Annotated in this window: 30 protein-coding genes; 29 read left to right on the forward strand and 1 reads right to left on the reverse strand. The window is 31.4% G+C overall.

The genetic code is table 11. The features are described from left to right. The first annotated feature begins 10 nt into the window (after positions 1-10). From rplB to K5Q05_RS02500, 26 genes are all read left to right on the forward strand, one after another. On the forward strand, positions 11-844 hold the full coding sequence (gene rplB / locus K5Q05_RS02375; RefSeq protein ID WP_025443691.1) for a 50S ribosomal protein L2: 834 nt from the start codon (positions 11-13) through the stop codon (positions 842-844). 9 nt (positions 845-853) lie between these two features. Continuing rightward, positions 854-1,132 carry a 30S ribosomal protein S19 gene (gene rpsS / locus K5Q05_RS02380; protein ID WP_025443690.1) on the forward strand — a complete coding sequence of 93 codons (279 nt, stop codon included), beginning with the start codon at positions 854-856 and terminating at the stop codon, positions 1,130-1,132. Between the two features lie 5 nt (positions 1,133-1,137). Beyond that, positions 1,138-1,500, forward strand: coding sequence for a 50S ribosomal protein L22 (rplV, locus tag K5Q05_RS02385; RefSeq protein WP_025443689.1), 363 nt, complete (start codon positions 1,138-1,140; stop codon positions 1,498-1,500). A 3-nt stretch (positions 1,501-1,503) separates the two neighbouring features. Then, entirely contained in the window at positions 1,504-2,280 is a 777-nt protein-coding gene (gene rpsC, locus K5Q05_RS02390; RefSeq protein WP_044003362.1) for a 30S ribosomal protein S3, read from the forward strand. A 74-nt stretch (positions 2,281-2,354) separates the two neighbouring features. Continuing rightward, positions 2,355-2,771: a 50S ribosomal protein L16 gene (rplP, locus tag K5Q05_RS02395; protein ID WP_025443687.1), complete on the forward strand. Its 417-nt coding sequence runs from the start codon at positions 2,355-2,357 to the stop codon at positions 2,769-2,771. 3 nt (positions 2,772-2,774) lie between these two features. Then, positions 2,775-2,975 carry a 50S ribosomal protein L29 gene (rpmC, locus tag K5Q05_RS02400; RefSeq protein ID WP_020954861.1) on the forward strand — a complete coding sequence of 67 codons (201 nt, stop codon included), beginning with the start codon at positions 2,775-2,777 and terminating at the stop codon, positions 2,973-2,975. Positions 2,976-2,980: 5 nt separating this feature from the next. Next, on the forward strand, positions 2,981-3,235 hold the full coding sequence (gene rpsQ, locus K5Q05_RS02405) for a 30S ribosomal protein S17 (protein ID WP_020954862.1): 255 nt from the start codon (positions 2,981-2,983) through the stop codon (positions 3,233-3,235). 30 nt (positions 3,236-3,265) lie between these two features. Continuing rightward, positions 3,266-3,634, forward strand: a complete 369-nt coding sequence (gene rplN, locus K5Q05_RS02410; protein ID WP_025443686.1) for a 50S ribosomal protein L14 — start codon at positions 3,266-3,268, stop codon at positions 3,632-3,634. 11 nt (positions 3,635-3,645) lie between these two features. Next, a complete protein-coding gene (rplX, locus tag K5Q05_RS02415; RefSeq protein ID WP_025443685.1) occupies positions 3,646-3,951 on the forward strand; it encodes a 50S ribosomal protein L24 in 306 nt (101 codons plus the stop codon). 3 nt (positions 3,952-3,954) lie between these two features. Continuing rightward, positions 3,955-4,503, forward strand: coding sequence for a 50S ribosomal protein L5 (gene rplE, locus K5Q05_RS02420; RefSeq protein WP_025443684.1), 549 nt, complete (start codon positions 3,955-3,957; stop codon positions 4,501-4,503). Between the two features lie 15 nt (positions 4,504-4,518). Beyond that, positions 4,519-4,704 (forward strand): type Z 30S ribosomal protein S14, encoded by a 186-nt coding sequence (locus K5Q05_RS02425; RefSeq protein ID WP_025443683.1) that lies wholly within the window; start codon positions 4,519-4,521, stop codon positions 4,702-4,704. 11 nt (positions 4,705-4,715) lie between these two features. Further along, entirely contained in the window at positions 4,716-5,114 is a 399-nt protein-coding gene (rpsH, locus tag K5Q05_RS02430) for a 30S ribosomal protein S8 (protein ID WP_025443682.1), read from the forward strand. A gap of 20 nt (positions 5,115-5,134) precedes the next feature. Beyond that, entirely contained in the window at positions 5,135-5,677 is a 543-nt protein-coding gene (rplF, locus tag K5Q05_RS02435; RefSeq protein ID WP_025443681.1) for a 50S ribosomal protein L6, read from the forward strand. Between the two features lie 17 nt (positions 5,678-5,694). Next, the gene (rplR, locus tag K5Q05_RS02440) at positions 5,695-6,054 is read left to right on the forward strand and encodes a 50S ribosomal protein L18 (protein ID WP_025443680.1); all 360 of its coding nucleotides are present in this window, start codon (positions 5,695-5,697) and stop codon (positions 6,052-6,054) included. Then, positions 6,047-6,568 carry a 30S ribosomal protein S5 gene (rpsE, locus tag K5Q05_RS02445; protein ID WP_070095319.1) on the forward strand — a complete coding sequence of 174 codons (522 nt, stop codon included), beginning with the start codon at positions 6,047-6,049 and terminating at the stop codon, positions 6,566-6,568. The genes rplR and rpsE overlap by 8 nt, the downstream gene beginning before the upstream one ends. A 3-nt stretch (positions 6,569-6,571) precedes the next feature. Further along, positions 6,572-6,886, forward strand: a complete 315-nt coding sequence (gene rpmD / locus K5Q05_RS02450; RefSeq protein ID WP_025443678.1) for a 50S ribosomal protein L30 — start codon at positions 6,572-6,574, stop codon at positions 6,884-6,886. After that, a complete protein-coding gene (gene rplO / locus K5Q05_RS02455) occupies positions 6,879-7,316 on the forward strand; it encodes a 50S ribosomal protein L15 (RefSeq protein WP_025443677.1) in 438 nt (145 codons plus the stop codon). The genes rpmD and rplO overlap by 8 nt, the downstream gene beginning before the upstream one ends. A 12-nt stretch (positions 7,317-7,328) precedes the next feature. Further along, positions 7,329-8,633: a preprotein translocase subunit SecY gene (secY, locus tag K5Q05_RS02460; protein WP_025443676.1), complete on the forward strand. Its 1,305-nt coding sequence runs from the start codon at positions 7,329-7,331 to the stop codon at positions 8,631-8,633. A 9-nt stretch (positions 8,634-8,642) separates the two neighbouring features. Further along, positions 8,643-8,756 carry a 50S ribosomal protein L36 gene (gene rpmJ, locus K5Q05_RS02465; protein WP_025443675.1) on the forward strand — a complete coding sequence of 38 codons (114 nt, stop codon included), beginning with the start codon at positions 8,643-8,645 and terminating at the stop codon, positions 8,754-8,756. A gap of 9 nt (positions 8,757-8,765) precedes the next feature. Continuing rightward, complete coding sequence (gene rpsM / locus K5Q05_RS02470; RefSeq protein WP_025443674.1) at positions 8,766-9,143, forward strand: 30S ribosomal protein S13; 378 nt, start codon at positions 8,766-8,768, stop codon at positions 9,141-9,143. A gap of 31 nt (positions 9,144-9,174) precedes the next feature. Beyond that, complete coding sequence (rpsK, locus tag K5Q05_RS02475) at positions 9,175-9,564, forward strand: 30S ribosomal protein S11 (protein WP_025443673.1); 390 nt, start codon at positions 9,175-9,177, stop codon at positions 9,562-9,564. Between the two features lie 15 nt (positions 9,565-9,579). Then, a complete protein-coding gene (locus K5Q05_RS02480) occupies positions 9,580-10,611 on the forward strand; it encodes a DNA-directed RNA polymerase subunit alpha (RefSeq protein WP_025443672.1) in 1,032 nt (343 codons plus the stop codon). Positions 10,612-10,627: 16 nt separating this feature from the next. Then, complete coding sequence (gene rplQ, locus K5Q05_RS02485) at positions 10,628-10,990, forward strand: 50S ribosomal protein L17 (RefSeq protein ID WP_020954877.1); 363 nt, start codon at positions 10,628-10,630, stop codon at positions 10,988-10,990. A gap of 82 nt (positions 10,991-11,072) precedes the next feature. Further along, positions 11,073-12,614 carry a ribonuclease Y gene (rny, locus tag K5Q05_RS02490; RefSeq protein WP_025443671.1) on the forward strand — a complete coding sequence of 514 codons (1,542 nt, stop codon included), beginning with the start codon at positions 11,073-11,075 and terminating at the stop codon, positions 12,612-12,614. Beyond that, complete coding sequence (locus tag K5Q05_RS02495; RefSeq protein WP_025443670.1) at positions 12,604-13,395, forward strand: TIGR00282 family metallophosphoesterase; 792 nt, start codon at positions 12,604-12,606, stop codon at positions 13,393-13,395. Before rny ends, K5Q05_RS02495 begins: the two co-directional genes overlap by 11 nt. Next, positions 13,376-14,167, forward strand: a complete 792-nt coding sequence (locus tag K5Q05_RS02500) for a TlyA family RNA methyltransferase (protein ID WP_025443669.1) — start codon at positions 13,376-13,378, stop codon at positions 14,165-14,167. Before K5Q05_RS02495 ends, K5Q05_RS02500 begins: the two co-directional genes overlap by 20 nt. On the opposite strand, the gene K5Q05_RS02505 is transcribed toward K5Q05_RS02500, so the two are convergent. Further along, complete coding sequence (locus K5Q05_RS02505; protein WP_025443668.1) at positions 14,164-14,922, reverse strand: GerMN domain-containing protein; 759 nt, start codon at positions 14,920-14,922, stop codon at positions 14,164-14,166. The two genes, K5Q05_RS02500 and K5Q05_RS02505, sit on opposite strands and share 4 nt — an antisense overlap. 86 nt (positions 14,923-15,008) lie before the next feature. Here K5Q05_RS02505 and der point away from each other — a divergent pair, with 86 nt between their 5' ends. From der to K5Q05_RS02520, 3 genes are read left to right on the forward strand one after another with little or no spacing between them, the layout of a single operon-like run. Then, a complete protein-coding gene (der, locus tag K5Q05_RS02510; RefSeq protein ID WP_044003357.1) occupies positions 15,009-16,307 on the forward strand; it encodes a ribosome biogenesis GTPase Der in 1,299 nt (432 codons plus the stop codon). 17 nt (positions 16,308-16,324) lie between these two features. Next, a complete protein-coding gene (locus K5Q05_RS02515) occupies positions 16,325-17,578 on the forward strand; it encodes a hypothetical protein (protein WP_025443667.1) in 1,254 nt (417 codons plus the stop codon). 5 nt (positions 17,579-17,583) lie between these two features. Beyond that, entirely contained in the window at positions 17,584-18,270 is a 687-nt protein-coding gene (locus tag K5Q05_RS02520; RefSeq protein WP_025443666.1) for an HAD family hydrolase, read from the forward strand. Positions 18,271-18,287: the final 17 nt, after the last annotated feature.

Here is an 18,287-nt window from a genome sequence, read left to right on the forward strand (position 1 = left end):
AAAGGAAAATATGGGTATTAAAACTTATAGGCCAAAAACTTCGTCTTTGCGTTATAAGACAACTTTATCTTTTGATGATTTAAGTAAGGGTAATAGCCCTTTGAAGTCTTTAACTAAGGGGAAGGTATCTAGGGCTGGAAGAGATTCTTCTGGAAGAATTAGTGTTAGAAGAAGGGGTGGAGGACATAAAAGACGGTATAGGGAAATTGACTTCGGAAGAAGAGATAAGTTTGATATACCTGCTCGAGTTGTGTCTATTGAATATGATCCAAATAGAAGTTCTAATATAGCTTTACTTGTTTATAAGGATGGAGATAAAAGATATATTATTGCTCCTAAAGGCATTAAAGTAGGTGATGTTTTACAAAGTGGTCCAAATGCTCCAATAAGGGTTGGCAATTCTTTGCCGCTTGAAAATATTCCTGTTGGTAAGGCAGTACATAACATTGAACTTAATGTTGGAAGAGGTGGACAGCTTGTAAGAGGTGCTGGGGGATATGCCATGGTGCTTGCTTCCGAGGGAAATTATGTAACGGTTAAGCTTCCATCAGGTGAGGTTCGCATGGTTTTTAAGAAATGCATGGCAACTCTTGGAGAAGTTGGGAATGAAAATTATATTAATGTTTCTATTGGTAAGGCTGGTAAGAGTAGATGGCTTGGTAAAAGGCCTAAGGTAAGAGGTGTTGCAATGAATCCTGTCGATCATCCACATGGAGGTGGTGAGGGTAAGACTTCTGGTGGTCGTCATCCTGTATCTCCTTGGGGTCAGCCAACTAAGGGATATAAGACACGGAAAAAACATAAGTACTCAGACAAGTTTATTATTAAAAGAAGAAATAAGTAGGAGTGTATAGTGGCAAGATCTATTAAAAAAGGACCTTTTATAGAAAAAAGTCTTTATAAAAAAGTTTTGGCATCTTATGGCAAAGATAAAAGGGTGGTCATTAAAACTTATTCTAGAGCCTCGACAATAATTCCTGAGATGGTAAGTCTTACTATATCTGTTTACAATGGAAAGTCTTTTATTCCTGTGTATATTACTGAAGATCTTGTTGGGCATAAACTTGGTGAATTTTCGCCTACACGGATTTTTAGGGGACATGCTAAATCAGATAAAAAGGGAAGGAAGTGAAGTTTATGTTTGTTAATAGAAGATATACTGCAAGAGGTAAGAATTTGCCATCTTCTCCAAAAAAAGTAAGGCCTATTGCCGATAACATACGAGGCAAGCCTTATACTGAAGCTGTTGCAATACTTTGTTCTATGCCCAATAAAGGTGCTAAACTTTTGTGTAAGGTAATCAAATCAGCAGCATCGAATGCTATTTATCATAATAGAAATCTTTCTGAGGATATGATATTTGTAAAAACAGTAATGGTGGATGATGGAAGAAGACGTAGGAGCATTTGGCCTAGAGCTAGAGGCAGGGCAGATAAGCTTATTAACAGAAGTTGTCATATTTTTGTTGAAGTTTATGAAAAGATGTATGGTGGAGAATAAGATATGGGTCAAAAAGTACATCCTTACAGTTTAAGACTTAAAATTAATAAGGACTGGAAATCAAAGTGGTATTTTGATAAAAAATTATATTCTGAGGTTCTTCATGAAGATTTCTTAATAAGACGGGAAACTATGAAATTTCTTAAAGGAATTAGGTTTGATATTTCCGATATAGAGATTATTAGAAACAATCTTCAAAGAGTAACAGTGGTAATTTTTACTCCAAGGCCTGGTTCTGTTATTGGTGTTAAGGGAGCTAATCTTGAAAAAATTGGACAATTGTTAACTAGAACAATATCTAAAAAAATTAATATTAAAATAAAAGAGATTAAGAAACCGGAATTTGATGCACAAATTGTTGCTAATGGGATAGCAAAGCAGCTGGAAAATAGAGCTTCTTATAGAAAGCTTTTAAAATCTACACTTTTATCTTCCATTTCCAAAGGTATTCAAGGTGTAAAAATTAAAGTTTCAGGCAGGCTTGGAGGAGCTGAGATCGCCAGAAGTTTTGAAGTGAAAGAAGGTCGAATTCCTTTGCATACTCTTAGAGCTAATATAGACTATGGTTTTGCTGAAGCTCATACAACTTATGGTGTTCTTGGTGTTAAAGTTTGGCTATTTAAGGGAGAAATTTTAGGAAAGCAGACTAATTCAGATGCTGGTCAGGTGATTAACAGGAAACCTTTAAAAGATAAGCGGGAGCCTTTTGGTAAGAGTATGTTTGATGATAAGAGTAGAAAAGTTTTAAATGACGATAGGTTTTCTAAAGAAAAATTATAACTTGGAGCTATATCCAGAAATGATTTTAAAAAGAAAAATGGTTCTGATGTTTAAGAATCTTTAAGGAGCGTTAAATGTTAAGTCCTAAGAAGGTTAAGTATAGAAAGAAGCAAAGAGGAAGACTGTCAGGAGAAGCTCAAAAAGGTAACAGAATATCTTTTGGAGAGTATGGACTTGTTTCTCTTGAGACATATTTTATTACTGCAAGGCAAATTGAAGCTGCTCGTATTGCTATGACTCGTAAAGTTAAAAGGGGGGGTAAAATTTGGATTAGAATATTTCCAGATATACCTTATACTAAGAAGCCAGCTGAGACAAGAATGGGTAAAGGTAAGGGAGGTGTAGATCATTGGAATGCTCCTGTTAAACTTGGAACTGTTATGTTTGAGATGGCTGGGGTGTCTAGAGAACTTGCAGAGGAAGCTATGATGCTTGCTAGTTATAAGCTACCGGTTAAAACTATATTTGTGATAAGGCGAGATTTGAGGTGAGTTATGTTAAAAAAATTTAGGGATCTTACTCTTGAAGATATGAAAGCTAAGATATTAGCTTTAAAAAAGGAATATATGGACTTAAGGTTTAAGGTTGTAGTTGGTCATGTTGAGAATCCTTTAAAAAAAAGAGAACTGAAACGAGATATTGCAAGGCTTAATACAATCATTCATGAGTATGAAATTGGGATTAGGAAGGTTTAAACATTATGGCAAAAGAAAATAAGAAAGAGCTGATTGGAAAGGTTGTTAGTGATAAGATGAGTAAAACCATAGTTGTTGAAGTTGTTCAAAGAAAAATGCATCCTATCTACCATAAGTATTTAAAAGTTAGCAGAAGAGTGAAAGCGCATGATGAGAGAGAAGAATCAAAACTTGGAGATACAGTGAAAATTATTGAGGCTAGGCCTGTTAGTAAAGAAAAAAGATGGATGCTTGTTGAAATCTTGGAGAAGTCAAAGTAATTTCAGTTATTTTTTAGAGGAGGTTAATTTATGGTACAGGTTCAGACATATTTAACGGTTGCTGACAATACAGGTGGCAAGATAGCACAGTGCATAAAAGTTCTTGGTGGAAGTAAAAAGCGATATGCTAGGGTTGGAGATATAATAGTTGTTGCTGTAAAGCAAGCAATTCCCAATTCACCTATTAAGAAAGGAGAGGTGCATAAGGCTGTAGTTGTTAGAACATCAAAGGAGATAAGGCGTAAAAATGGGACTTATGTTAGATTTGATGATAATGCATGTGTTATACTTGATGCTAATTTGAATCCAAGAGGTAAAAGAGTTTTTGGACCTGTTGCAAGAGAGTTAAGAGATGCTAACTTTATGAAAGTTGTCTCATTAGCATCAGAGGTAATATAAGGGGCTTATTTATGAAGACAAAATTGAAAGTAGGTGACAATATAAAGATTCTTTGTGGTAAAGATAAAGGTAAAACGGGCGAAATTGTTAACATAGATAGAAAAAATTTTAAGGTTATTATTAAGTCTTGTAATATGGTGAAGAAAGTTGTTAAGGCAAGAACGCCTCAAGAAAAGAGCAAAATAATTGATAAGGAAGCACCTATAGATATTTCAAATGTAATGTTATTTTCAAGTGGTGTATCTTCAAGAATAGGCATTAGATTTGAAAATGATGAAAAAAAGAGGTACCTTAAAAAGAATGGGGAGAATGTTTAGCTTATGAGTTATGTTCCTGAGTTAAAGAGGCATTATAAAGATATTGTTATAAAAGATCTTGTTAGTGAATTTCAATATAAATCTGTTATGCAAGTTCCAAAAGTAGAGAAAATTGTTGTTTCTATGGGAGTGGGTGATGCTGTTAAAAATAAAAAGCTTTTAGATTCAGCTGTTTTTGAACTTAGTCAAATTACTGGGCAAAAGGCTGTTAAGACAAAGGCTAAAAAGGCCATTGCTGGATTTAAAATTAGACAAGGTCAAGAAATAGGTGCTAAGGTTACACTTCGAGGTAATATTATGTATGAGTTTTTATATAAACTTATTAATTTAGCGTTACCCCGTGTTAAGGATTTTAGGGGCGTAAATGGCAATGCTTTTGATGGTAATGGTAATTACTCTTTTGGAATAGCAGAGCAGATAATATTTTCTGAAATAGATTATGATAAAATAGAGAGGATATCTGGCTTGAATATTACAATAGTAACTACGGCTTTAAATGACAGAGAGGGTAAAGCTTTGCTTGCTAAGTTTGGTATGCCATTTAGTAATTAAGAGGAGTTTTTATTTATGGCTAAAAAGTCAATGATAGTTAAGGCCTTACGAAAGCCAAAATATAAAACAAGACAAAAAAATAGATGTAAATTATGTGGGCGTCCAAAGGGATATATGAGAGATTTTGGTATATGTCGTATATGCTTTAGGCATCATGCATCTGCAGGACTAATTCCTGGTGTCTCAAAATCAAGCTGGTAAGGAGAGAGTTTATGGCTGTTACACATTCAGTAGGAGATATGTTAACTAAGATAAGAAATGCAAGTAGAGTGAAGCATGAGTCTGTAGACTTAAAGATGTCTAAGATCAATAAGTCAATCTTGGAGCTTCTTAAAGAAGAAGGCTATATTAAGAATTATAATATCTTTGATAAGAAAGGTATTTCTTTTATTAAGGCAACACTTAATTATGATAGTAAAAGAAATCCGGCCATAAATAGAATCGATGCTATTTCAACTCCTGGTAGAAAGGTTTATTCTTCATATAAAAATATGCCAAGAATAAAAAATGGATATGGTATCTTAATAGTATCTTCTTCAAAAGGTGTTATTACTGGTAAGCAAGCCAAAGATAATAAAGTAGGTGGTGAGCTCATTTGCTCAGTTTGGTAAGGTTTAAGAGGTAGGTAAATATGTCACGTATTGGTAAACTTCCTATAAAAATAGTTGATTCTGTTAAAGTTGATATTAAGGATAATATAATAACAGTTGAGGGAAAGAGAGGCAAGTTAAGTCAAAAAATAGATAATAGCATTCAGGTTAAAGTTGCGGGTAACAATATTATTGTTGAACGTTCTTTTGATGATAAACAGACAAGAGCTTTTCATGGACTTTATCGAAGCTTGATTTTTAATATGGTTAAAGGAGTGTCTGATGGATTTTCAAAATCTCTTACTATCAATGGTATAGGATATAGGGTTGAACAGCAAGGGAATAGTCTTTTTTTGAATTTGGGGTATTCAACTCAATTTGAATATGTAATTCCGGAAGGAATTAGTGTTCGACTTGATGGTAATACCAAAATTGCTGTTGAGGGTATAAATAAGTGTAGAGTTGGTCAGGTTGCTGCTGAGATTAGAAGTTTAAAAGTTCCAGAGCCATATAAGGGAAAAGGAATTAAATATGATGATGAAGTAATCAGACGAAAAGTAGGAAAATCAGGGGTAAAAAAATAGGTTCTAGGTGAGCATTTATGAAAAAAGTAAGAGAAGCTGAAAAAAGAAATATAAAACGTAAAAAGAGAATAAGGGATAGAATTGGATTTGGTGTTGCTGATAGACCTAGAGTTACAGTTTTTAAATCCAATAGATATTTTTATGTTCAAGTTATTGATGACATTGCCGGTCATACTCTTGCAAGTATTTCTACTATTGAAAAAGATCTTAAATTGAAAAAAAATGTTGTCGATGTAAAGAAACTTGGTGAAGTTCTTGCAAAAAAACTTAAGGATAAAAATATAAGCAAACTTATTTTTGATAGAAATGGTTATAAATATCATGGTCTTATTGCAAGTTTTGCAACTTCTTTGCGAGAAGCCGGTATTGATTTTTAGGGAGGAGGAGGGAGTTATAGTGGAATCTCAAATTCATAAGAAGCAAATAGAGAAATTAATATCATTAAATAGAGTTACTAAGGTCGTAAAGGGTGGGAGAAGATTTTCTTTTTCTGCTTTTATGGTTGTTGGTAATGGAGAGGGGCAGGTTGGCTGGGGATTTGGTAAGGCTAATGATGCTAGTGATGCAATAAAGAAGAGTTTAACGAATGCTAGGAAAAATTTAAGGCTTGTTCCTATTAAGAAAGGGACTCTTCCTCATATGGTCATTGGAGATTTTAAAAAAGCTAAAGTTTTAATTAAACCAGCTACTCAAGGTACTGGTATTATTGCAGGTGGGCCTGTTCGTTCTGTCATGGAAGCTTTGGGAGTTCATGATATTTTGAGTAAATCTCTTGGTTCAAATAATTCTATGAATGTAGTAAAGGCGACGTTTAAAGCATTTGATTTGGTTTTAGATGCTAGGAAAGTAGCAAAGATAAGAGGTAAAACTTTAAAGACTTTATGGAGTTAGTTTATGATTAAGAGAAAGTTAAGACTTCAGCTTAAAAAAACTAGGTTTAAAGCTTCGAGGTCTAGACATAAAAATAAGGTTTTTATTAAAAAAATGAAATCAAATAGAGAAATTCTTGCCAAAAGCGATATTAAAGTTGAGGTTCAACTTAAGAGGAGTCTTATTGGAAAATTGGATAGTAAGGTTAAGACATTGAAAGCTTTGGGATTAAAGAGAATAGGAGATAGGAAAATCCATATTTTAAATAAGTCTATTCAAGGCATGCTTAATAGTGTAATTAGCATGATCTTGTTAAGTGAGGTAAAGAATAATGGTTAAGCTAAAAAGGCCTTTAGGGGCTAATAAATCTCGAAAGATTGTTGGTAGAGGTCCAGGTTCTGGTCTTGGAAAGACTTCTGGTCGAGGCCAAAAAGGACAAAAAGCCAGAAATACTTCGCCAGGAGTTGGTTTTGAAGGTGGACAAACTCCTCTTTATAGGAGACTTCCAAGAAGAGGTTTTTCCAATCATGATTATAAAGTTAGGTATGAGATTGTGGGGCTTGGAGATATAGATAAAAAATTTGAGACCGGAGATTTAGTGAATTATAGTACTTTGTTAGAAAAAGGGCTTGTGAGTAAAAATAGAAAAAATATCAAAATTTTGGCTAATGGCGAGCTTACTAAGAAAGTTAGTTTTGAAGTTTCTCGTATTTCAAAGTCCGCTGAAGAATTTGTAACAAAAATTGGTTGCAGTATTAAATTGATTTAGTATGGTAGTGAAATGAAAGGGTTATTTTTTAGTTTATTTACAATTAGGGATTTAAGAGGTAAATTTTTATTTACTCTGTTTATTCTTTTTATTTTTAGGGTTGGCTCTTATTTGCCAATTCCTGGAATAGATCCTGTGGCTCTTAGAAGTTATTTTAAGTCTCAGTCAGATTTTTCAATTACGAATTATTTTGATTTTTTTTCAGGCGGTGCTTTTAGTAATTTTTCCATATTTATGCTTAGTATAGGTCCTTATATTTCAGCATCAATTATTATTCAGCTTCTTGTTTACTCTTTCCCTTCTCTTAAAAAGATGCAAGAGGGAGAGCATGGAAAAAAGAAAATAAAAAAATATACTAAATATTTAACTATTGTTGCAGCAGTAGCTCAAGGATATGCTACGAGTCTTTATGCCAAAAGTATTCCAGGCGCACTTAATATCCCTTTTTATAGATATATTTTTATTGCTATTTTAACCGTTACAACGGGTACTTTTATTCTTTTGTGGTTTGGTGAGCAAATTAATCAGAAGGGAATTGGGAATGGTGTGTCTTTAATAATTTTTTCAGGTATAGTTGTTAGGCTTCAGGCGGCTTTGTTTAATTTGTTTCAAAGCATGCGAGATCCATCTCAAAATATTAATCCTGTATTTGTTATATTAGTTTTAAGTGTTTTTATTTTGGTTGTCATGTTAATTATATATGAATATAAGGCGCAAAGGCGTATTGCTATACATTATGCTAGAGCAACCACAAAAAATACAGTTAGTTCATATTTGCCAATTAAGCTTAATCCGTCAGGTGTTTTACCTGTTATTTTTGCATCAGTGCTTATTACTTTGCCTTTGCAAATTTTGAGTGGATTTGCAGGAGTTTCTGTTCTATCAAGACAAATTTTATCTTATTTAAGACCTAATGGATTTTATTATACATTATTAAATGTAGTCTTAATAATAGGATTTACATATTTTTATTCAAAAATACAATTAAGTCCAAAAGATATAAGTAATAATATTCGAAAAAATGGAGGAACTATTCCAGGTATAAAGGCAGATGAAATGGAAGGTTATTTAGATAGTATTATGAATAGAACGTTATTTTCAGGCTCTATTTTTTTATCTATTATTGCAATTATTCCATTTTTAGTGCAAAATATTTTCAGATTTCCTTATGATGTCTCAAGGATTATGGGTAGTTCTTCTCTGCTTATTATGGTAGGAGTAGCTCTTGATACATTAATTCAGATTGATGCGTATTTAAAGACTCAAGGATTGTCTCGTAGAACTAGCAAGCAGTATGCTTTTTTGCAAAAAATTTAGGAGTAATTTATGAAAGTTAGGGCGAGCGTAAAGCCGATTTGTGAAAAATGCAAAGTGATAAAAAGAAAAGGTGTTGTAAGAATCATTTGTAATAATCTTAAGCACAAACAAAGACAAAAGTAAGGGGAAAAAATGGCTAGAATAGCAGGAATAGATTTGCCAAATAATAAGCAACTTCAGATAGCTCTTACGTCTATTTATGGCATAGGAAGGGCAAGAGCTTTAGAAATTTGTAAAAAGACAGGTATTTTGCCGGAGAGAAGGGCTAAAGATTTGGATAATGATGAGGTGAATAAGCTTAGAAAGATAATTGAGAATGATTATGTTATTGAGGGAAAGCTTAGAAGTGAGTTAGCTATGTCTATCAAGAGGCTTATGGATATTGCCTGTTATAGGGGGCTTAGACATAGGAAAGGTTTACCCTTAAGGGGACAGAGAACTAAAACTAATGCAAGAACTAGGAAGGGCAAGAGAAAAACTGTAGCTAATAAAAAAATGGCTACTAAATAAAGTTTGTTTTGCCTATTGAGGAGGGAGAAGGTTGAGTACAAAGGTGTCAACTAATAAAAAAAAGATAAAAAGAAGTATTGGGGAAGGAAATGTTTATATACAGGCTACTTTTAATAATACAATCGTAACTGTATCAGACATAAGAGGAAATACTTTGGCTTGGGCAAGTGCAGGTGGAATGGGATTTAAGGGTGCTAAAAAATCAACGCCTTATGCTGCTCAGATGACCACAGAAGCTGCTTTAGGTAAGGTTAAGGATTTTGGTATTAATTATGTTCATGTTTTTGTGAAAGGTCCGGGAATTGGTAGAGAGTCTGCTATACGAGCTGTTGGGTCAACGGGTATAATTGTAAAATCAATCTCAGACGTTACTCCAATACCGCATAATGGATGTAGACCTAAAAAAACTAGGCGAGTTTAGTTAGAGGAGCTATTAATGTCTTTAGGAAAGCTTTTGAAAGATTTTACTATACCTGATAGGATTGAGTTTTTAAGGGGAGAAGATAATGGCTCTTATGGAAAGTTTATAATATATCCTTTTGAGAAAGGTTTTGGTGTCACTATTGGAAATACTTTAAGACGAGTCTTGTTATCTTCTATTGAAGGATATGCTGTTTCTGCTATGAGAATTCAGTCTAATCAAAGTGGATCTTTGAAGATTGTTTCAAGTGAATTTGATTTAATACCTGGTGTTGTAGAAGATACACTTGAAGTAATTGCTAATATTAAAAATATTAATTTAAAGTTAGATGAGGGAGTTAACAGTAAAACGATAAGTATTAATGTTAATGGTAAAGATACTAATGTTTTAAAGGCAGCCCATCTTGAAAGGGAGGGTGTTGAGGTTTTTAATAAAGATTTAGTTATTGCTACACTTTCAGGTGAAGCGAATTTAGATTTTGAATTTCAGGTCAACTATGGGAGAGGGTATATTTCTTCTGAACAAAATGCGAAATATTTAGAAGAAGTTAATACCATTGCGATTGATTCTATATTTTCTCCAATAGAAAAGGTGACGTATTTTATTGAAGATACTAGAGTGGGACAAAGGTCTGATTATGATAAGCTTGTTATGGAAATTTGGACAACAGGTGTAATTAGTGCTAAAGATGCCATTAAAAAGGCAGCTTCTGTAGTGAGGGAGTTTTTACTTCCATTAGTTAATTTTGAAGATAAAGTTGTTCATTCTGTTGAGGATTCTGAATTTGGAGATTCTGATATACTTAACATGAGTATTGAGAAATTAAATTTGTCTGTCAGATCTCTGAATTGTTTAACTAAGGAAAATGTTAAAACTTTAGGAGAACTTATTAGTAAAACTCCAGAGGAACTTTCAAAAGCAAGAAATTTTGGTAAAAAAAGTTTAGAAGAGATAGTTGAAAAACTTAATTCTTATGGATTATTTTTGGGAATGCCTAAGGCAGAAGCTCTAAAAATCTTGAATAAGAATGATAAAGTATCTAATTAGGAGAGAGCATTGTTATATGAAGACTAAGGTAGGATTTAATAGATTAGATAGAAAGTCAAGTCATAGAAAGGCACTTTTGAAAAATATGGTAATTTCTTTTTTAAGGCATGAAAAAATAATTTCTACTAAGGCAAAATTGAGTGAAGTTAAGAGGTTTGCTGAAAAATTAATTACAAGAGCTAAAGTTGATAGTGTGCATAATAGGAGAGAAGTATCAAAATTTATACATGATAAATATGTCCTTAATAAATTATTTACTCAAATTTCTCCTCTCTTTAAGGAGAGAAAGGGTGGTTATACTAGGGTTATTAAGCTAGGACGAAGGTATGGAGATGCAGCTGAGATGGCGATTCTTGAACTAGTTGATAAAACCTTATAAGAAAAATAATAGTCTTACATATTAAATATGTCCTTCTGAAGGATTTGTATTTAATTGGTTTAGTAGGATAGGGGGTAATTGTATGTCATATATTACTTTTTCTTCTATTCTTGCTGGTATCCTAGGTGTTGTATTAGGTTTTGTAATAAGAATTATTTTAGGTAGATTTTCTTTATTAAATTTAGATAAAAAACTGAAGAGAGTACAGGAAGAGGCAATCTTAGAGATAGAAAATGAAAGAAAGCGAATTATTTCACATACAAAAGCTCAAATGCTTAAAGATAAGAACCAGCAGGATAGGGAAATAAGAGAACGAAAAAATGAGGTTTTTAATTTAGAAAGAAGATTATTACAAAGAGAAGAAACTTTAGATAAGAGAATATCAGCTCTTGACAAGCAGCAAAGTAGGATTGACTTTAAGCTTAAGGAGTTTGAGCAAAAAGAAAAAATAATACGAGATAAGGAATTATCTCTTGTTAAAAAATTGGAAAATATTTCAGGTCTTACTAAAGAAGAAGCAAGAAAGATTGTAATTGAAAGAATTGAAAATGAGTCTAAAAGAGACGCTCAAGTAATTATTAATAAAAGTGAGCAAGAGGCTCAGCTCTTAGCAGACAAGGTAGCAAAAGATATATTAGTTTCTACTATGCAACGCATAGTAACTGAAGTTAGCTCTGAATTTACAGTTACTTCTGTTGAACTGCCTAATGATGAGATGAAAGGTAGAATTATCGGTAAAGAAGGGCGTAATATTAGGGTTCTTGAAACGTTAATAGGTGCAGATATTATCATTGATGACACTCCTGAAGCTGTAGTTATATCTTGTTTTGATCCAGTGAGAAAGGAAATAGCTAAAAGAACTCTTGAAAGGCTTATTGCTGACGGAAGAATTCACCCCGCAAGAATTGAAGAGGTCGTATATATTGTTACAAATGAGATTAATAGTATCATTCTTGAGGAAGGCGAGAAAGCAGTATTTGATTTAAATATACATGGATTTGATAAAAGGCTTATTAGAGGACTTGGAAGACTTTACTTTAGAAGCAGTTATGGTCAAAATGTTCTGAGTCATTCAAAAGAAACAGCAATAATAGGGGAAATTTTAGCTAAAGAGATGAAATTAGATCCGGTTGTTGTAAAAAGAGCATGTCTTTTGCATGATATTGGAAAGGGCATGGAGAGTATTTCTGAGAATAGTGAGGGACATGCTATTACAGGTGCTGAGCTTGCTCAGAGTTGTGGGGAGAGCGATATTGTTGTCAATGCTATTGCTGCGCATCATAATGAGATAAAGCCTGAAAGTTTTGAGGCTATTGTTGTTCAGATAGCTGATGCTATTTCTGCTTCGCGTCCTGGTGCAAGACGTGAAAGTTTGAACAATTATATAAGTAGGCTTAAGAGACTTGAAGAGATTGCGTATGGTTTTGAGGGTGTTCAGAAGTGTTATGCAATTCAAGCAGGTCGTGAAGTTAGAATTATTGTTGACAATCTATTAATTAACGATGAGAAAGCTACTATGCTTGCAAGAGATATTGCAAAGAAAATAGAAATTGAGATGAGGTATCCTGGTAAAATAAAAGTTACTATTATTCGTGAGACCAGAGTTATTGAGTATGCAAGATAATAATTTTATTAAAGTTTTAATAATAGGAGATATCATAGGTGATGGGGGACTAAAAAAGGTTTTTTTCAATCTTAAGGGCCTTAAAGAAAAGTATAATGTGGATCTTACAATTGTTAATGGAGAAAATTCATCAGGTGGTTTTGGAATTACTCCAGAGATAGCAGAAAATCTTTTTAGATCAGGTGTAAATGTTATTACTACAGGTAATCATGTTTATGCTGAGCATAGTATAAGAGAATATTTGACCAAGCAGAAATATGTTTTAAGACCAAATAATTTTTCAGATCTACTGGAAGGACATGGATATTGTATTTTGAATGTTAAAAATGAGAAAGTTGCTGTTATAAATGTTCAAGGATTTTTAGGAATGAATTTCATTGTTAAAAATCCTTTTGAAAATATAAAGAAAGTTGTGAACATGATTAAAAGCAAGGTTAGAACTATTTTTGTTGATTTTCATGCTGAGAGTAATTATGAGAAAGAAAGTTTTGGATATTTTTTGAATGGATTGGTAACAGGAGTTGTTGGTACGCATACACATATAATGACTCAAGATGAGAGAATTTTAGATAAAGGTACTGCTTATATTAGCGATCTTGGGATGACTGGTAGTTTGAACTCTGTAATAGGCTTTAATCCTGAGATTTCTCTTAAAGGATTACTTGAACATGTATCTTTAAGAACAGAAACTGTTGAAGAGAATGTAATTATACAGGGAGTTGTTATTACTTCTCATTTAAAGACGGGGCGTGCTCTGAAAATTGAAAGAATACAGAAATAGTTTATTAAATATGCTTTGCAAAAGCTATCCCAATTTGACAAGAAAAGAATTGACAGTTCTAATTTTAACTGGCAGGGTATATGTTAATTCTCATAAAGAAAGAAATCCTAAAGTTTTGCTATTAAGAAATAGTGAAATAAAGTTAGTGGAAAGCGAATCCAAACAATTTGTTTCAAGAGGAGGAAATAAACTTTTTGAATCCTTAGAAATATTTAAAATTATGATTAAAGATAAAATTTGTATTGATGTTGGTGCTTCAACAGGTGGTTTTACAGATTGTCTTTTGCAAAATGGTGCAAAATTGGTTTATGCAGTTGATGTTGGGTTTAATCAACTTGCTTATAAACTAAGAGTTGACTCGAGGGTTAGGGTTTTTGAAAAGACTAATATTTTTGATATCAAACAATTTGATATACAGCCTGATTTAGCCGTTATTGATGTTGCTTTTAGATCTGTAGTGAGTATATGTGCAGATTTGATTGATAAACTTTCTAATAAATTTATTATTGCTCTTATTAAACCTCAGTTTGAACTTAAAGGATTAGATTTAGATATAAGGAATTTTAATGGGATAGTTGAAAATAAATATTTAAGTAAAATTTTAGATAAGATAATTAGAAAATTTTATGATAACAATCTACAAGTTAAAGATATATTAAAGCTCAAAACCAAAGGACGTAAGGGAAATCAAGAATTTATGTTTTTGATTGTTAAAGATAGTTCGGTAAGTCTTGATCAATCTCTTGTACTTCTTAAAGATATTAATTTTTAATATCTTTTGAATTGTTTGTTATCTAGAATTCCTGAGAAGTTTAAATTTAGATCTCCAAGTATTATTGGATTATCTTCAATTTTTAAAGTTATTCCGTTAATACCTTGAATTTCAAGGCATGTTAAAATAATTTGTTTTACCTGATTTATTGTTCCTTCTATTCCAAAGCTGTTTTCGTAAAATTCTTTAGATAAATTGATGTGAGCAATTCCATTATTTATACTTAAATTTAATATTTTTGTATTAATAGGAATTAAACTTAAGAAATTATTTTTAAGTTCATATTCATTGGGACCGTTAATTAGTGCTTTTAGTGTTTCTTCAAGAATGTTTTTGTCATATTGAATATTTCTTTTAATACCTTGCTTTAGAAAATGTCCCTCAGAAGTAACTTTGATAAAATATAGCTTGACTGTTTTTTTATTTTTGAAGTGTTTTTGTTTTTGATATTTCAGTTCTTCTTCAATTTTTTGTATTTCAGGTGGCTTGATTAAAAATTTTTCGTTATTTAGTGTTTTAATGGTTTCACTATTTGTAGTATCCAATTTTGCCTCTATTTTGTTAGGTTTTGATTGGATGAATTCAAAACTTTCATTATTGTTAATTTGTTCTTTGAATATATTTTTAAATATTGAATTTTTAATTATTAGTAATAAGCATAATCCTGTTAGAAAAATAGCAAATAATATTAAAAATACATCTACTTGATTAATATTACTTTTTTTGCGTCTACTGTTTCTTTTTTTTCTTATCAATTGAATATCCGTTTATAATTGGCATAAAGCTATAACATTTGATATTATAATAGAGATACCTACATAAAGGAAGAGGCGGGTTAGCTTTGATTAGTTCTAAAGTTCAAGATTATAAAAGTGTTCTTATTGCTGGTAGGCCAAATGTTGGAAAATCTACTTTATTTAATAAGCTTTTAGGTATGAATAGAAGTATTACTGATGAGATTTATGGAGTTACTAGGGATTTAATAAAAGAGGTTTGTGTGGTAGATGCTTACAAGTTTTATTTGATTGATGCTGGTGGATTTACACTTTTAAAGGATGAACTTAGCAAGCTTGTGGTTAATAAAGTTATAGGCTTGCTTGATAGCATCGATTTGATTTTACTTGTTTTAGATGTAAATGAAATGTTATCAGAAGATTATGAACTTATTGAAAAATTAAGGAAATATAGTGCTAAGATAGTTTTGGTGTTAAATAAAATAGATAGTCAGCATAAGAAAGTTTTGGCTTATGAGTTTCAAAAATTAGGCTTTCAGCGAAGCTTTTTGGTTAGTGCAACTCACGGGAAAGGAATTGATAGTTTAAGGACTTTTTTAAAGAACTCAGTAGGTAACTTGATAAGTGATGATAATAGTATTGATGTTAAAATTGGTATTATAGGAAAGCCAAATTCAGGTAAGTCTACTCTTATTAATTTTTTAGCAGGACATGAAGTTTCAATTGTTTCTCCTATTGCTGGAACCACAAGAGATTTTATTAAATCAAAATTCCAAAGAAATGGTAAAACTTTTGAACTTATTGATACGGCTGGAATAAGACGGAGAGCAAGAGTAAATGCAGTTATTGAACATTATTCTGTAAGTAGAGCTTTAAGAGTTATTGATATGGTGGATATTGTCTTTTTATTAATTGATGTTAAAGAAGACTTAACAACTCAAGATAAGAAAATAGCTCATTATGCAACTAAAAAGGGAAAAGGTATTATTATTGTGTTTACCAAGTGGGATCTGCTAGAGACAAAGAGAGGTTATTTTGAGGCTTTAAAGAATCGTGTTAAGTTCTTTTTTCCTGTTTTAAGCTTTTCTCCTATATTAAGGATATCTGTTCACAATGAAATGGGAATAGATAATATTTTTAAAGAAGCAATTAAATTAAAAAAACAACTTGAATTTAAGACAAGTACTGCTGATTTGAATAAAATGTTAAGTTTATGGATTAAGGATTATCATTTAAGTGCTTCACATAAAGTGAAATATATAACTCAGGTTAGTGTTAATCCTGTTAAGTTTATTTTATTTACAAATAAGGTAACTAATTTCCCAAATTCTTACTATAATTATTTAGTAAATAATATTCGTAAAATTGGTTATTACAATATCCCAATTTTAGTAGAACTAAGATAAAATACAAGAGACTTACAGTGAGATATATATTTTTATTTTTAGTAGTTGGTAATCTAAATCTATTTGCATTTGAGAATTTTTTTTATGATTTTAGTGTTAGATCAAATTATGAAAAGCATTTTCATTCAAGTAATCTTGCTAAAAAAATGAAACCTCAAAAATATTATATTTCAGATAATTATTATGTTGAAGTATCAAATTCAATATTGGGAGATTACGCTTATTATTCTTTTTTTAACCGAAAAGATGGTGTATCTTATATTTTTCCAGGCTCTTATGTGATTAAAGTCGGAAGACATGGTATTGAACAGGTAAAGATATTTTTCTTAAATAGAGCAGACACTTTTATTAGAATAAAAGCAAATGATGTTCACTCTAGTGCTGACTTTTATTTGATAGATACTTTGATTCATAAAGATGTTAAATTGCCTTTTAAAATTGGTGATATTGCTATTGGTTCTTTTCTAGAAATAGCAAAATATATTGGTGATTTTGTTGATTTTGGACTTTTTAATCCACAACACCTTAAAGTTCATGAGAATGTTTCTAATATTGTTGACAGTCTGAGAACTTTTTTAAAATTTTCATCTCCAATTTTTGAAGTTAATGATGGGGCTATGAATGAATTAGGTGAGATGGTCTATATTAAAACTGGTGAACCTCAAAGAGAGCCTCAAGGTTTTAATTGTTCTGGATTTGGTAAATGGGTGGCAGATTCAATTTATAAGACAATGACAGGAAAACTTTTGAAAATAGAGGATCTTAAGGTTAGGCATATTGGAATTAGAGGTAATAGCTTTACTAATTATTATGAATTTAGTCTGGACCCATTTTTTGGACTTGACTGGACTCGTAATATTGCCTATAAGCTTAAAAATATTAATTCTAATTTGGATTTGTCTAAGGTTAAGGAGTTGGATGTAAATAGCGTTGGTTTTCTTAAATACATTGATAATCGTGGATATGAGATTGATAATTTAGAGTTTATTTTGTATTATCTAGCTGTAAAGGAGCCTGGTCATATATATTTTGGCTCAATTAGTACAACAATTAATAAATTTCCAGGAAAATTGTTTCATAAGCATGTTGTTGTATTATTTCCATTTATTGATAAAGAATCTATTTTTAGAGTATCCTTAATGGAAGTTAATGATGAAACTTCTATTAAATCACTTGGAGGTAGATATCCAAATTCATATGTTCATTTAGTTAGAGTCAAAGTTCCTAATAATATATCTATAGTACCAATACCAGAAAGGATAAATAATTAGATATTATGATAAAGGCTGTGATATTTGATTTCGATGGAACTCTTTATCCTGAGATTGGTCTAAATTTATCAATGTTTTCTGATTTTTTAAGGAATATTAAATTTTTTTTAGCTTTTAAAAAGGTAAGAAAAGAAATAAGACTTTTGCAAAGTGGTCAAAGTGTGCCTTCTAATAAGGATGAGTTGATGTCCATGCAAGTTGAAATGCTTGCTAATTATCTAGGTTTCAATCCAAATAGGTGTGAATTATTATTGAATAAAATATACTATGGTGCGTCTTTTGGAGATAGATTTAGAAGTTTAAAACCGTATTCGGGAGTTCATGATTTGATTTACTCTCTTAAATCTAGGGGAATAAAATTGGGGGTGATGTCAGATTTTCCTATTGCAACTCGTGTGAGTAATTTATTAGGTATTGAAGATAGTTTTTGGGATATTCTTTATTCATCAGAGGATACTGGTTACTTAAAACCACACAAAATAGCTTTTTTAAGAATTGTAGATGAATTGGGAATAGATAACAATCATATTTTGTATGTTGGCAATTCTTATGAGTATGATATTTTGGGTGCTAGTAGTGTGTGTATGAAAACGGCTTTTTTTTCTAAAAAAAGATTGTTTAAAGATATTAGGTGTGATTTTATTTTTAATAATTATAAAAACTTGCAAAGATATATACTTTTAAATATATAGAGTGTGGGTAAAGTATT

It is taken from the genome of Borrelia miyamotoi (genome assembly GCF_019668505.1).
GTDB lineage: Bacteria > Spirochaetota > Spirochaetia > Borreliales > Borreliaceae > Borrelia > Borrelia miyamotoi.

Coding starts and splice junctions, on each gene's coding strand:
- rpsQ (WP_020954862.1), top strand. CDS start 2,981: ATGGCAAAAGAAAATAAGAAAGAGCTGATTGGAAAGGTTGTTAGTGAT.
- K5Q05_RS02425 (WP_025443683.1), top strand. CDS start 4,519: ATGGCTAAAAAGTCAATGATAGTTAAGGCCTTACGAAAGCCAAAATAT.
- rplN (WP_025443686.1), top strand. CDS start 3,266: ATGGTACAGGTTCAGACATATTTAACGGTTGCTGACAATACAGGTGGC.
- K5Q05_RS02495 (WP_025443670.1), top strand. CDS start 12,604: ATGCAAGATAATAATTTTATTAAAGTTTTAATAATAGGAGATATCATA.
- rpsM (WP_025443674.1), top strand. CDS start 8,766: ATGGCTAGAATAGCAGGAATAGATTTGCCAAATAATAAGCAACTTCAG.
- rplR (WP_025443680.1), top strand. CDS start 5,695: ATGAAAAAAGTAAGAGAAGCTGAAAAAAGAAATATAAAACGTAAAAAG.
- rplQ (WP_020954877.1), top strand. CDS start 10,628: ATGAAGACTAAGGTAGGATTTAATAGATTAGATAGAAAGTCAAGTCAT.
- rpsC (WP_044003362.1), top strand. CDS start 1,504: ATGGGTCAAAAAGTACATCCTTACAGTTTAAGACTTAAAATTAATAAG.
- rplV (WP_025443689.1), top strand. CDS start 1,138: ATGTTTGTTAATAGAAGATATACTGCAAGAGGTAAGAATTTGCCATCT.
- rplF (WP_025443681.1), top strand. CDS start 5,135: ATGTCACGTATTGGTAAACTTCCTATAAAAATAGTTGATTCTGTTAAA.
- secY (WP_025443676.1), top strand. CDS start 7,329: ATGAAAGGGTTATTTTTTAGTTTATTTACAATTAGGGATTTAAGAGGT.
- rpmJ (WP_025443675.1), top strand. CDS start 8,643: ATGAAAGTTAGGGCGAGCGTAAAGCCGATTTGTGAAAAATGCAAAGTG.
- rpsH (WP_025443682.1), top strand. CDS start 4,716: ATGGCTGTTACACATTCAGTAGGAGATATGTTAACTAAGATAAGAAAT.
- rny (WP_025443671.1), top strand. CDS start 11,073: ATGTCATATATTACTTTTTCTTCTATTCTTGCTGGTATCCTAGGTGTT.
- K5Q05_RS02520 (WP_025443666.1), top strand. CDS start 17,584: ATGATAAAGGCTGTGATATTTGATTTCGATGGAACTCTTTATCCTGAG.
- K5Q05_RS02480 (WP_025443672.1), top strand. CDS start 9,580: ATGTCTTTAGGAAAGCTTTTGAAAGATTTTACTATACCTGATAGGATT.
- rplE (WP_025443684.1), top strand. CDS start 3,955: ATGAGTTATGTTCCTGAGTTAAAGAGGCATTATAAAGATATTGTTATA.
- rpmC (WP_020954861.1), top strand. CDS start 2,775: ATGTTAAAAAAATTTAGGGATCTTACTCTTGAAGATATGAAAGCTAAG.
- rpmD (WP_025443678.1), top strand. CDS start 6,572: ATGATTAAGAGAAAGTTAAGACTTCAGCTTAAAAAAACTAGGTTTAAA.
- rplP (WP_025443687.1), top strand. CDS start 2,355: ATGTTAAGTCCTAAGAAGGTTAAGTATAGAAAGAAGCAAAGAGGAAGA.
- rplO (WP_025443677.1), top strand. CDS start 6,879: ATGGTTAAGCTAAAAAGGCCTTTAGGGGCTAATAAATCTCGAAAGATT.
- rplB (WP_025443691.1), top strand. CDS start 11: ATGGGTATTAAAACTTATAGGCCAAAAACTTCGTCTTTGCGTTATAAG.
- rplX (WP_025443685.1), top strand. CDS start 3,646: ATGAAGACAAAATTGAAAGTAGGTGACAATATAAAGATTCTTTGTGGT.